The sequence below is a fragment of the Brevibacterium pigmentatum genome, assembly GCF_011617465.1.
GTDB lineage: Bacteria > Actinomycetota > Actinomycetes > Actinomycetales > Brevibacteriaceae > Brevibacterium > Brevibacterium pigmentatum.
On sequence record NZ_CP050153.1, the window covers coordinates 2,598,415 to 2,611,068 of the forward strand.

A 12,654-nucleotide genomic window follows, 5' to 3' on the forward strand; every position below is an offset into this window, starting at 1 on the left:
ACCGCCTCGGCGATAGTGATATCGGTCAGCGGCGGACCGTGATCAGGCTCAGAAGCAGACTGCGCCCTTCGACGCCGACTGTACGAGCTTCGCGTACTTGCCGAGCACGCCGGTGAGGCGATGGTTGTCCGGGATCGTCCAGGACTTGCGACGCTCGGCCAGCACCTCCTCGTCGACGTGGAGCTCGATCGAGCGGGCCGCGATGTCGACGGTGATCTTGTCACCGTCCTCGACGAGCGCGATCGGGCCGCCGTCGACTGCCTCGGGGGCGATGTGGCCGATGCACAGACCGGTCGAACCGCCGGAGAAGCGGCCGTCGGTGAGCAGCAGGACGTCCTTGCCGATACCCGCGCCCTTGATGGCGCCGGTGATCGCGAGCATCTCGCGCATTCCGGGTCCGCCCTTGGGGCCTTCGTAGCGGATGACGACGACGTCGCCCTTCTTCAGTTCGCCGTTCAGCACGGCATCCATCGCCGGCTTCTCCTGGTTGAAGACGCGAGCGGTGCCTTCGAAGACATCGGCGTCGAAGCCCGCAGACTTCACGACGGCGCCCTCGGGTGCCAGCGATCCCTGCAGCACGGTGAGGCCACCGGTGGCGTGGATCGGGTTGTTGAGGGCACGCAGGATCTTCCCGTCCGGATCCGGCGGGTTGATCGACTCGAGGTTCTCGGCCACGGTCTTGCCGGTGACCGTCAGGCAATCGCCGTTGAGCAGACCGGCGTCGAGGAGTGCCTTCATGATCACGGGCACGCCGCCGATCTTGAAGACATCGTTCATCACGTACTGGCCGAAGGGCTTGACGTTGCCCAGGTGCGGAACCTTGTCGCCGATGCGGTTGAAGTCGTCGAGCTCGAGTTCCACTCCGGCCTCGTGGGCGATGGCCAGCAGGTGGAGGACTGCGTTCGTCGAACCGCCGAAGGCCATGACCACGGCGATCGCATTGTGCAGCGATTCGCGGGTGATGATGTCGCGCGCAGTGATGCCCTGGCGCAGCATGTTCACGACCGCCTCGCCGGACTTGCGAGCGAACATCGTGCGATTGCGGTGGATGGCCGGCGGAGCGGCCGAACCCGGCAGCGACATCCCCATGGCCTCGGCGGCCGAGGCCATCGTGTTCGCCGTGTACATTCCGCCACAGGCACCCTCACCGGGGCAGACGGCACGTTCGATGGCGTCGACGTCCTTCTGGGACATGGTGCCGGCGCGGCAGGCGCCGACGGCCTCGAAAGCATCGATGAGGGTGACTTCCTTCTCCGAGCCGTCCTCCATCTTTGCGGTTCCGGGCATGATCGAACCGTTGTAGAGGAAGACGCTGGAGAGTCCGAGGCGGGCGGAGGCCATGAGCATTCCGGGGATCGACTTGTCGCAGCCGGCCATGAGCACGGAGCCGTCGAGCCGTTCGGCGCTCATCACGGTTTCGACGGAGTCGGTGATGACCTCACGGGAGACCAGCGAGTAGTGCATTCCCTCGTGGCCCATCGAGATTCCGTCCGAGACGGAGATGGTGCCGAATTCCAGCGGGAAGCCACCGGCCTCGTGGACGCCTTCCTTGGCGGCCGAACCGAGACGCTGCAGCGACATGTTGCAGGGGGTGATCTCGTTCCACGAGGTCGCGATCGCGATCTGCGGCTTCACCCAGTCATCGTCGCCCATGCCGACGGCGCGAAGCATTCCGCGTGCGGCGGTGGCTTCGAGGCCGTCCGTGACATCGCGGGAACGGGGTTTGATGTCGGGAGTGGTGTTGTCTGTATCGATGCTCATGCAGGCATGCTACGCCCGATTTCAGCATCCGCACGCCGGACTCTCGCATGGTGGAACCTCTTCTGGGCACCATGCGAAAGTCCGACAGCGAGGCGGAGTTGCGGGCCTGCTTAGGTCAGGTTCGCGTGACCTAATGACGGCACGTCAGCCCTGTTCGAAAGCCTCAGTGCTGCGGTGGAACATCAGGCCTTGATGAGGTTGACCGGCTGCTGCCCGTCGTTGATCCGCCTGACCTGCTCGGCGAGAATCTTCACGACTCGGGGCTCGAACGCCGAGGTGTCGCCTCCGACGTGGGGCGTAATGAGGGTGTTCGGGGTGCCCCACAGTGCGTGGTTGCGCGGCAGCGGCTCCGGGTCGGTGACGTCGAGGGCGGCATGGAGTCGGCCGGTGGCGAGCTCGGCCACGAGCGCATCCGTGTCAACCACCTTGCCGCGGGCGACGTTGACGATGAGCGCATTGTCGGGAAGCTGGCTGAGGAACTTCTCGTCGACGAGGTGGTGGGTGCCCTCGTTGAGCGGGGTGATGAGCACAACCACCTCGGTGTGGGGCAGCAGCTTCGGCAGCTCGTCGACGCCGTGGATCTTCCCGCGCTCGTCCTCACGCGCGGTCGAGGCCACGCGAGTGAGCTGAACCTCGAAGGGGTCGAAGCGATCGGCGATGGCCGAGCCGATCTCACCGACGCCGATGATCATCACGCGACGGTCCTGCAGCGAACGGTAGCGATGGTGCTCCCACACCCGCGAGACCTGCGAGCGCACGGCGTCGTCGATGCCGCGCAGGCTGGCCAGGGTCAGTGCCAGAGCGAGCTCGGCGGTTCCTCCGGTGTGCACGCCCGAGGCGGTCGCGACCTGGATCCCGCGTTCGGGCAGGTGGGAGACGGGGTCGAATCCAGTCGTCTGCGTGATCACCAAGCGCAGGTTGGGCAGTTCGTCGAGCAGCTCGATCGTCGGTCCGGAATCCAGGTAGGGCAGGACGACGACGTCGACATCGTCGCGGCTGAGCTTGGCCGATCGCTCGGCATCGGAGAAGACGACGAGGTCGACATCGGCGCGCTGGTGAGCAGGGATCTGAGCGATCACACGGTTGCGGAGCTCGGAGTTCGGGAAGGCGATTGTGGTGATGGACATGCCCACATTGTGGCACGCAGACCCGCCCCGCGCCGAGAACTTCGTCACTCTGAGATGGCGGGCCTCAGCACACGGGAGGAACCCGCTTCATCACTCGGCCGGGACCCGCTTCATCACTCGGGCAGGGAGTTCCCGATCCGTGTGAACACGGCCTCGATCACCTCGAGTTCGGCGTCGCTGACATGGTCGAAGAAGACCTCGTCGACATAGCTCTTGTGCTGGGACCCGGCGGACAGGAATGCCCGCGCCCCCGCCTCGGTGAGTGCCACATTATGGGCACGCCCGTCTTCGAGGCATTGAGTCTTCGTCACGAGCCCCGCGTCGACGAGGACCTTGATCCGATAGTTCAGCCGCGATGGCGAGAAGACGAGCTTCTTCGCCAGGGCGCTCATCGTCAGCGTCCGCTCCGGCGCTTCCCACAGCAGGAGCAGCGTGTTGTAGTCGCTGACGTCGAGCCCTGCATCGTCCTTGAGCTGGACTTCGAGGGCCTGACGGAGGCGCTGCGAAGTCTCGAAATAGGTCCGCCACGCATTCTGCGCCAGCGTCTCCCTTCCGAGCCCGAATCTGATCTCCGTCATCTCAGCCCTCGAGCAGCTGCGCGAACGGGGTGACGTTCGCGGGGTCGAATTCGTCGACGATTCCGCGATTCGCCGAGGAGGCGCCCCGGGTCGCGCCCGCCCCTGCACCTGCGTGCGAATCGGGGTCGGCCACCTCGGCGAGGTCGTCGTTGCCGGCCCCGATGAACGTCGCGGTCAGGGACACGAGCTCCTCCCCCGCCTGGCGGATCCGGGCGGTCAGCGTCCGGCCGCCCTCGACGGTTCCCCAGTCGTCGGTCGCGGCGAAGACCGTCGTGGGCACGACGATGCCCTTGAGGTAGGACAGCATCGGCCGCAGCACCGCGTCCCCGGCCAGGGAATGGCGCGCCGTGCCGCCGGTGGAGCCGATGAGCACGGGCTTGCGGCTCAGCGCTTTGTCATCGATCAGCTGCCAGAACAGGGTGTGCAGACCGACCGGGGCGGCCTTGTACACCGGCGCGACGGTGACGATCGCATCGGCGGCGGCGATGGTCGCAAAGGCCTGCTCCAACGCTTCGGAGCGGAACCCGGTCAGGGTCATATCCGTGAGCGCGGTGGCGAGGCTGCGGACGTTGATGACGTCCGTGGTCACGCCGATGCCCACCGATTCCCCCGCCGAGGCGGCAGATGCGAGCACTCGATCGGTGAGTTTGAGTGTGGTCGAGTCCTCGCTCAGCGAGGTGGTCACGGCCACGATGCTCATCGTGTTCGTGCTCATGAGCGGTCGGCTCCTTCCTGTGTCGGATTCTGGGCCGCTTCGGCGGCGCGTGCCTGCCGGTCTTCGAACGCACGCGATCCCTCTCCGCCTCCGGGGATCGGGTCGCGGCCTTCGCGGTGCCGGATGACGAGGGATTCGTGGGTGGGAGCGTCGGGGACGTCGGCCGGGCGGCCCTTCGCGAACTCCTCGCGGAGGACGGGGATGACCTCTTCGCCGAGGAGGTCGAGCTGTTCGAGCACCGTCTTCTGCGGCAGTCCCGCATGGTCGATGAGGAAGAGCTGACGCTGGTAGTCTCCGGCCCAGTCGCGGAAGCTCAGGGTGCGCTCGATGACCTGCTGCGGCGAACCGACGGTCAGCGGAGTCTGCGTCGAGAAGTCCTCGAGGCTGGGTCCGTGGCCGTAGACCGGGGCGTTGTCGAAGTAGGGACGGAACTCGCGGACGGCGTCCTGGGAGTTCTTGCGCATGAATACCTGACCGCCGAGGCCGACGATCGCCTGGCTGGCCGTGCCGTGGCCGTAGTACTCATAGCGCTGACGGTAGAGCTGAACCATCCGCGCGGTGTGCGAGGTCGGCCAGAAGATGTTGTTGTGGAAGAACCCGTCGCCGTAGTAGGCGGCCTGTTCGGCGATCTCGGGGCTGCGGATCGATCCGTGCCAGACGAACGGCGGCACTTCGTCCAGTGGGGTCGGGGTGACGGTGAAGCCGCCCAGCGGAGTGCGGAACTTGCCTTCCCAGTCGATATTCTTCTCACGCCACAGGCGGTAGAGGAGGTTGTAGTTCTCGACCGCCAGCGGGATTCCGGCGCGGATGTCCTTGCCGAACCACGGGTAGACAGGACCGGTGTTTCCGCGGCCCATGATCAGGCTGATGCGACCGTCGGAAAGGTGCTGCGCGTACGAGTAGTCTTCGGCGATGCGCACGGGATCGGTCGTGGTGATGAGCGTCGTCGCCGTGGAGAGTTCGAGCTTCTCTGTCTGTGCGGCGATATTGGCCAGCAGGATCGGCGGGTTCGCCGGGGCCACGAAGGGCGGGTTGTGGTGCTGACCGGTGGCGAAGACGTCGAGGCCGACTTCTTCTGCCTTCTTGGCGATCTCGACTGTGTTCTTGATCCGCTGGTTCTCGCTGACGGTGGTGCCGTCGGTGGGGTCGGTGGTGACATCGCCGATGGTGAAGATTCCGAATTCCATGACGTCTCCTGCATCTGGGCCGATCGGGGTTCGCACGACCGGCCTCCTCATTGGATTAACTTCAATTTTGAAGTAACTAGTTGAAATCTTAACAGAAGTGTTCGAGAAAGTATTCCCGGCCTCGGCTGGCGCCGGGGTGGGCCTCAATGCCGCCCGGCCGATTGTTGGGTCGATCTCCGGTGATTCCCTCCCGATTTTCACCGTGGATCGACCCAACAATGCACGAAAAGCGGCCCCCGCCCGTAGGCAGGGGCCGCTTTCAGCTCGTTCACTAGGGCCGTTTCACTCAGAACAGCTCAAACCGAGCCCGGTCGAAGACGTGAACTCAGATCCAGAGGGCAGGGTCCTCGAGAACGAAGTCCGGGCGCCTGGTCGACGATTCGGGCTCCGCTTTCACCGAGGCGGCTCCGTCATTCTTCTTCGGGCGCACGGTCGCGGGAATGCCCACGGCGCTCGAATCGGCCGCCACATCCTTGACGACGACTGCATTGGCGCCGACCGCGGAGTTGTCGCCGACGACGACAGGGCCGAGGATCTTCGCCCCGGCACCGACGAGCACGTGATTGCCGATCGTCGGGTGCCGCTTCGTCTGCGCCATCGACGTGCCGCCGAGGGTGACCTGGTGGTAGAGCATGACGTCGTCGCCGATCTCCGAGGTCTCGCCGATGACGACGCCGTTGGCATGGTCGATGAAGAATCGACGCCCGATCTCCGCTCCCGGATGGATCTCGACCCCGGTCAGCGTCCGCACGAGCTGAGACATCAGTCGAGCCGGCACCTTTCCCGCGTCATGCTGCCACAGCCGGTGCAGTCCGCGGTGCGCCCAGATGGCGTGCATGCCGGGGTAGGAGACCAGCGAGACGAAATCATTGCGTGCCGCCGGGTCGCGTCGCTTCACGGTCTCAAGGTCTTCTTTGAGCGTCTCGCGCACACCGGGTCGGCTCAGTCCATAGGCTGCCGCACCCACGGCGGCCGCGGCCGCTGCCCACAGTGCCTTCATCGTTGACTCCCTTGCTCATCAGTCTCGGTCTATCTCGTGCAAGTCGGATCCGGTCGAAAGAATTCCCACGCCTCTCTGACGCAGAACTCCTCAGACAGCGAGGGCGCCAAACCGAAGTCTGACGCCCTCACGCTGATCACTCGATGTCAGTCGAGGTATTCGGAGAACAGCGGTGTCGACAGGTAGCGCTCACCGAAGTCGGGGAGGATGACGACGATGCGCTTGCCGGCGTTCTCTGGGCGTGCGCCGACAGCCTCGGCCGCCGCCAGGGCAGCACCGGAGGAGATGCCCACGAGGAGGCCCTCTTCCTTCGCGACCTCACGGGCACGCTCGATGGCTGCATCGTTGTCGACGGTGGCGACTTCGTCGTAGATCTCGGTGTTGAGCACCTTGGGCACGAAGTTCGCGCCGAGCCCCTGGATCGCGTGCGGTCCGGCCTTGCCTTCGGTCAGCAGCGGCGAAGCGGCGGGCTCGACGGCGACGATCTTCACGTCAGGGTTGGCCTCGCGCAGGGCTGCGCCGGCACCGGTGATGGTGCCGCCGGTGCCGATGCCGGAAACGAAGATATCGACCTTGCCGTCGGTGTCGGCGAGGATCTCGGGGCCGGTGGTGGCCTTGTGGATCTCGGCATTGGCCTGGTTCTCGAACTGGCGCACGAGCACGGCGCCGCCGGCGGCGAGTTCCTCGGCCTTGGCGACCGCACCCTTCATGCCGTCGGCCTTGTCGGTGAGGACGAGCTCGGCTCCGAAGGCGCGCAACAGGGCGCGACGTTCCTTCGACATCGACTCGGGCATCGTCAGCTTGACCTTGTAACCGCGGGAGGTGCCGACCATCGCCAGGGCGATGCCGGTGTTTCCGGAGGTGGCTTCGACGATGGTGCCGCCGGGCTGCAGTTCGCCCGACTTCTCGGCTGCGTCGATCATCGCCACACCGATGCGGTCCTTGACGGAGTTGCCTGGGTTGTACGATTCGAGCTTCGCAACGATTTCGGCACCGGAGCGTTCGCTCGCCTTGTTGACGCGGATCAGCGGAGTACGGCCGACCAGATCGGAGACGTTGTTGAAGATGGTCAAAGTAAGTCCTTTCACGCTACTGTGTGCATCCGCCGTCACAGGCCTCTCACCACTCGGCAGAGCTGCTCCGGCAAGGATTGATCGACAGCTTTCGTCTCGTGGTCCGAGACGGCTTGCCCTCATCATAACCATGCCGACCCTGAACATGTTCCCAGATATGTTGCTCAACAATCTCTGTTCGCTGGGGGCGAAACTATATGACAGCGCTTAGCACATACCCGAATCTGTCGCATACCGGTCCACCTGTTTCGGTGCCCGATCGAACCAACCGCTGAGCAATCGGTGGACACAATCACCGAGGTGGCCGCCTCGGTGATGGTGTCCCTGTGTGACCGGGGAGCTGCCCCCGGCCGGAGGCTGAGACCGGGTCAGGAGACCGATACGATGGTCGTCATGGCTATTCATCCCATCGTCGTCTACGGCGAGCCCGTTCTGCATCGTCGTGCCGAGAAGATCACCGAATTCGACGATGATCTCGCCGAACTCGTCAGAGACATGCACGAGACGCTCGATGCCAGCAACGGCGTCGGTCTGGCCGCGCCGCAGATCGGCGTCGGAAAGTCCATCTTCGTCTTCAATGCCGACGACGACTACGGTGTGCGTCGCCGCGGCACCTTCGTCAATCCCGTTCTCATTGCCTCGAAGGTCCCCGACATGCGTCCCGATCCGGACGAGGAGACCGAAGGCTGCCTGTCGGTGCCGAGCCTCGACTTCCCCCTCAAACGTGCCGATCGGGTCACCGTCAACGGCGTCGATGAATCGGGGGCGCCGGTGACGCTGAGCGCGGACGGGTGGTTCGCCCGCATCATGCAGCACGAATACGACCACCTGCAGGGAACTCTCTACGTCGACCGACTCGACAAACGCTGGTCGAAGAAGTGGAAGAAGGCCCAGGAAGCCCAGGGCTACAACCAGCCGGGCCTGTCATGGATGCCGGGAGTCGACCCCGATCCTTTCGGTCACTGAGCTCGCCCCGATCAGAGCCTAAGCCTCGAGTTCGTCCACGGACTTTTGAGCCGCAGCCAAGCGGGAGTCGAAGTCGTCGAAATCATCGGCAGTCTGGTCGAGTTCGGCGACGAGCCCGGAGATGATCGACGACTGCGAATCCGCATCGATGCGCAGCTCCCTGAACTGCCAATCGGCTGAATCATCGGCGGCGGTGCGAGACAGCACGTCGAGCACCCGGTCACCGAGCTCGCGGGAGCGTTCGGAGTTGTGCAGCAGCATGAGCTGCTGATCGAGTTCGAGCAGCCGCTCGTAGTATTCGTGCATCGACTCCACGCGGCGGGCCATCGACGAGAATGCGACGGCCAGCTTCGACAGATAGGTCTCCACCGACTTCGCGGTTCCCGCATCGCGGATGCCTTCGATCTCCTCGCGCAGGCTGACGAGTTCCTGCAGCCGCACTCCGATGGAGGCCACAGCATGGTCGAGGTCGACGCGGGAGACGTGGTCTTTGAGTATCGGGTGGGTCCACGCGCGGGTGCGCACGATCTTGCGAGCGATTGTGACGGCGAGATGGAACAGACGCTGCTCGTCGGTGTCGCGGCCTTCCTTGCGACCGGGCAGATAGCCGAGGCTGGCCGGGGTCACCCATTGGGCGCCGGAGACCTTGCGCCGGTTCTTCCGGCTCAGACGCTTCGGGTCACGCAGGTATTTGGGGCCGGTGACGGCGGCGAAGATTCCGGTGCCCAAGGCGGTTGCCGCACCCATTCCGCCGAAGGTCAGTGCGGCATCGGCGAATCCCGAGACCAGGGCCAGTCCTCCGGGCGCTGCGAATCCAGCGGTCACGGCAGTGCCGGCGGCGGTGCCGCCCTTGAACAGGACGCTGGAACGGAAGAAGTTCCGGCTCATCCCGCCGGTGAGGATGATCGCGCTCGGCGCTCCGGCCGTGTAGCGGTATCCGCGGGCGCTCCAGGCACGCAGCACCGCCTCGTTGACGCTGTCGGGCACGAGCACCCGGTAGATCGGCGCGGTCTTCCCGCATTCCCTCTTCCACAGCGACTTCCACTCAGACACCGCTTCACCTCCACGCGTGTGGGTCACGCACTCGGCCCTGTCCCTGTGGGCCATCGGTTGCGGGGAATGCGAACAGCCACACCCTCCGCTGTGTTCGGGAAACCGGTCGGTTCCCTTGGACGCACAGTCTAGAGGGTGTGGCTGGATCAATCCTGAGTTCTGGTCGGCACCATCAGATACCGGCGCCGGTCAGGATCAGCGTCAGACCTGCACTCAGCCGTTGATCTTGGCGAGGATGAGGTCCTTAGCCTTTCCGGCATCGGCCTGTCCGCGGGTGGCCTTCATGATCGGCCCCATGAGCGCACCGATGGCCTGCATCTTTCCGCCCTTGATCTTCTCGACCACATCGGGGTTGGCCGCGATGGCCTCCTCGACGGCGGCTTCGAGCGCCCCGGTGTCCTCGACGATCTCGAGGTCGCGGGCCTTCATCACCTCGGCGGGCTCGCCTTCGCCTGCTGCGACTCCGGTGAGTACGTCCTTGGCCAGCTTGTCATTGAGCTTGCCCTGGTCGATGAGATCGGCGAGGCCTGCCACCTGGGCGGGCGTGACGATCTCGGTGGGGTGCTTGTCCTCCTGGTTGGCCAGGCGGGCGACCTCACCGGTCCACCATTTGCGTGCCTTCGCGGGCTTCGCTCCGGCGGTGACGGTGTCCTCGATGGCTTCGAGGAGTCCCGCGTTGACGATGTCGCGCATCTCCAGGTCGGAGAACTTCCATTCCCCGAGGAGGCGGCGGCGCTTCTGCGCCGGCAGCTCGGGCAGGCTCGCCCGCAGCTCCTCGACCCATTCTCGGGACGGCTGCAGCGGGACGAGGTCGGGCTCGGGGAAGTACCGGTAGTCGTCGGCGTCGGACTTCGGACGACCCGAGGAGGTCTCTCCGGTCTCCTCGTGGAAGTGGCGGGTCTCCTGGACGACCTTCTCCCCTGCTTCGAGGAGCGTCGCCTGGCGGGCGATCTCGAAGCGCACTGCGCGTTCGATCGAGCGGAAGGAGTTGACGTTCTTCGTCTCCGTGCGGGTGCCCAGCGGTGCATCGGGGCTCTCCCGCAGGGACACGTTGACGTCGGCGCGGACGTTGCCCTGTTCCATGCGGGCTTCGGAGACGTCGAGGGCGCGGAAGATGTCACGGAGCGTCCGCACATAGGCGGCGGCCACCTCAGCGGCCCTCTCCCCTGTCCCGGTGATCGGGTGGGTGACGATCTCCACGAGCGGAACACCGGCGCGGTTGTAGTCGACGAGGGAGTGGTCGGCACCCTGGATGCGGCCGGTGGCCCCTCCCACGTGGGTGTTCTTGCCGGCGTCTTCCTCCATGTGGGCGCGCTCGACGGGGACGGTGACGATGGTGCCGTCCTCGAGCTCGACCTCGACCTGACCTTCGGCCGCGATCGGCTCATCGGACTGGCTGGTCTGGAAGTCCTTGGGCACGTCCGGGTAGAAGTAGTTCTTGCGGGCGAACCGGCAGGTCTCGGCAATCTCGCAGCCGAGGGCCAGACCGATCTTGATTGCGTATTCCACACCCTTCTCGTTGACCACGGGCAGGGACCCGGGCAGGCCCAGGGAGGTGGGGGTCACGTTGGTGTTCGGTCCCCCGCCGAAGGTGTTGGGGGCGGCGTCGAACATCTTGGTCGCGGTGCCGAGTTCGACGTGGACCTCGATGCCGATGACCGGATCGTATTTCTTGATCGCGTCTTCGTATTTCACTTGGCGTTCAGTCCTTCCGCGAGAGTGTCGAGCACGCGTCCGCCGGCGGATTCGAGTGCGGCTTCCAAGGGGCCGGCCACCTCGTAGAGTTTGATGTCCTCACGGGCCGGAGCCAGGATCTGGAAGCCGACGGGCAGACCATCGGCAAGGCCTGCCGGCAGGGACAGTCCGGGGATGCCGGCGAGGTTCGCCGGGATCGTCGCGACGTCGCCTAAGTAGAGAGCCATCGGGTCGGCTGCCTTCTCCGCACCGAACTTCAGCGCGGTCGTCGGGGCCGTCGGGGACACGAGGACGTCGCACGCGGCGAAGGCCTTCGCGAAGTCGTTCTGGACCAGGGTGCGGATCTTCTGCGCCGAGCCGTAGTAGGCGTCGTAGTAGCCGGCCGACAGGGCGTAGGTGCCGAGGATGATGCGGCGTTTGACCTCCGATCCGAAGCCGGCGGCGCGGGTGGCCGACATGACGGTCTCGGCGGTGACGGGGCCGGTTTCCGGTTCGACGCGCAGGCCGTAGCGCATGCCGTCGTAGCGGGCGAGGTTCGAGGACACCTCGGAGGGCATGATGAGGTAGTAGGCGTCGAGGGCGTAGGAGATCGCCGGGCAGTCGACCTCGACGATCTCGGCACCTGCAGCGGCAGCGGTCTCAAGGGCTGCGGTGAACGCGGTGCGGACTCCGTCCTGGTACCCCTCACCGGCCAGCTGCTTGATGACGCCGAGCTTCTTGCCCTTGAGTTCGCTGGTCTGGGCGGCGCTGAGGAATCCGCCGACCTCATCGGGCAGCGAGGTCGAATCGAGCGGATCGTGTCCGGCCAGCAGTTCGTGCAGGGCTGCGGCGTCGGCGACGTTTCGGCCCATCGGCCCGACCTGATCAAGGCTCGAGGCCATGGCGATGATGCCGAAGCGCGAGATCGACCCGTAGGTCGGCTTGACGCCGACGGTTCCGGTGAACGCGGCGGGCTGGCGGACGGATCCGCCGGTGTCGGTGCCCACGGACAGCGGGGCCTGGAATCCGGCGAGGGCTGCAGCTGCGCCGCCGGAGGAACCGCCGGGGACGTGTTCGAGGTTCCATGGGTTGCGGGTGTTGCCGAAGGCCGAGTGCTCGGTCGTCGAGCCCATGGCGAATTCGTCGAGGTTGGTCTTGCCGAGCACCGGCAGACCGGCGGCCTTGATCTTGTTGTGCACAGTCGATTCGTAGGGCGGAACCCAGTTCTCGAGCATCGTCGATCCCGCGGTGGTGGCCACACCTTCGGTGACGACGAGGTCCTTCAGCGCGACCGGGACGCCGGCCAGGGCATGGAGGTCCTCACCGGCGGAGCGCTTGGCGTCGACGGCCTTCGCGGTCTCCAGGGCGAGTTCGTCGGTGACGGTGATGAAGGAGTTGAAGTCATCCTCGGTGGCGGAGATGCGGTCGAGGTGGGACTGCGTGACTTCGACGGAGGAGAACTCGCCGGACTTCAGTCCTGCGGCGAGTTCGAGGGCGCTCTTGTTCGTCAGTTCGGTCAT

Annotated in this window: 11 protein-coding genes; 1 reads left to right on the forward strand and 10 read right to left on the reverse strand. The window is 65.5% G+C overall.

Annotated features, from left to right (window positions below; translation table 11 throughout):
• Positions 1-48: 48 nt before the first annotated feature.
• The 7 genes from ilvD to cysK all read right to left on the reverse strand — a co-directional run bounded on the left by ilvD (position 49) and on the right by cysK (position 7,441).
• Positions 49-1,761 (reverse strand): dihydroxy-acid dehydratase, encoded by a 1,713-nt coding sequence (gene ilvD, locus GUY30_RS11700; protein ID WP_039211062.1) that lies wholly within the window; start codon positions 1,759-1,761, stop codon positions 49-51.
• A gap of 182 nt (positions 1,762-1,943) precedes the next feature.
• Positions 1,944-2,888 carry a 2-hydroxyacid dehydrogenase gene (locus GUY30_RS11705; RefSeq protein ID WP_062243761.1) on the reverse strand — a complete coding sequence of 315 codons (945 nt, stop codon included), beginning with the start codon at positions 2,886-2,888 and terminating at the stop codon, positions 1,944-1,946.
• Positions 2,889-3,001: 113 nt separating this feature from the next.
• On the reverse strand, positions 3,002-3,466 hold the full coding sequence (locus tag GUY30_RS11710) for a MarR family winged helix-turn-helix transcriptional regulator (RefSeq protein ID WP_167197669.1): 465 nt from the start codon (positions 3,464-3,466) through the stop codon (positions 3,002-3,004).
• A gap of 1 nt (position 3,467) precedes the next feature.
• Positions 3,468-4,181 carry a CE1759 family FMN reductase gene (locus GUY30_RS11715; RefSeq protein WP_228281277.1) on the reverse strand — a complete coding sequence of 238 codons (714 nt, stop codon included), beginning with the start codon at positions 4,179-4,181 and terminating at the stop codon, positions 3,468-3,470.
• Positions 4,178-5,368 (reverse strand): LLM class flavin-dependent oxidoreductase, encoded by a 1,191-nt coding sequence (locus GUY30_RS11720; RefSeq protein WP_167197672.1) that lies wholly within the window; start codon positions 5,366-5,368, stop codon positions 4,178-4,180. The genes GUY30_RS11715 and GUY30_RS11720 overlap by 4 nt, the downstream gene beginning before the upstream one ends.
• A gap of 325 nt (positions 5,369-5,693) precedes the next feature.
• Complete coding sequence (epsC, locus tag GUY30_RS11725) at positions 5,694-6,368, reverse strand: serine O-acetyltransferase EpsC (protein WP_167197675.1); 675 nt, start codon at positions 6,366-6,368, stop codon at positions 5,694-5,696.
• Positions 6,369-6,514: 146 nt separating this feature from the next.
• Positions 6,515-7,441, reverse strand: a complete 927-nt coding sequence (gene cysK / locus GUY30_RS11730) for a cysteine synthase A (RefSeq protein WP_062243758.1) — start codon at positions 7,439-7,441, stop codon at positions 6,515-6,517.
• A gap of 393 nt (positions 7,442-7,834) precedes the next feature.
• Between cysK and def the strand changes: the two genes are divergently transcribed.
• Complete coding sequence (gene def / locus GUY30_RS11735; protein ID WP_167197678.1) at positions 7,835-8,407, forward strand: peptide deformylase; 573 nt, start codon at positions 7,835-7,837, stop codon at positions 8,405-8,407.
• Between the two features lie 18 nt (positions 8,408-8,425).
• Here the strand turns inward: def and GUY30_RS11740 are convergent, their stop codons facing one another.
• The 3 genes from GUY30_RS11740 to gatA all read right to left on the reverse strand — a co-directional run bounded on the left by GUY30_RS11740 (position 8,426) and on the right by gatA (position 12,654).
• Positions 8,426-9,460, reverse strand: coding sequence for a hypothetical protein (locus tag GUY30_RS11740; RefSeq protein ID WP_228281278.1), 1,035 nt, complete (start codon positions 9,458-9,460; stop codon positions 8,426-8,428).
• A 213-nt stretch (positions 9,461-9,673) separates the two neighbouring features.
• Positions 9,674-11,155, reverse strand: a complete 1,482-nt coding sequence (gatB, locus tag GUY30_RS11745) for an Asp-tRNA(Asn)/Glu-tRNA(Gln) amidotransferase subunit GatB (protein WP_167197681.1) — start codon at positions 11,153-11,155, stop codon at positions 9,674-9,676.
• Positions 11,152-12,654, reverse strand: coding sequence for an Asp-tRNA(Asn)/Glu-tRNA(Gln) amidotransferase subunit GatA (gene gatA / locus GUY30_RS11750; protein WP_167197684.1), 1,503 nt, complete (start codon positions 12,652-12,654; stop codon positions 11,152-11,154). Before gatA ends, gatB begins: the two co-directional genes overlap by 4 nt.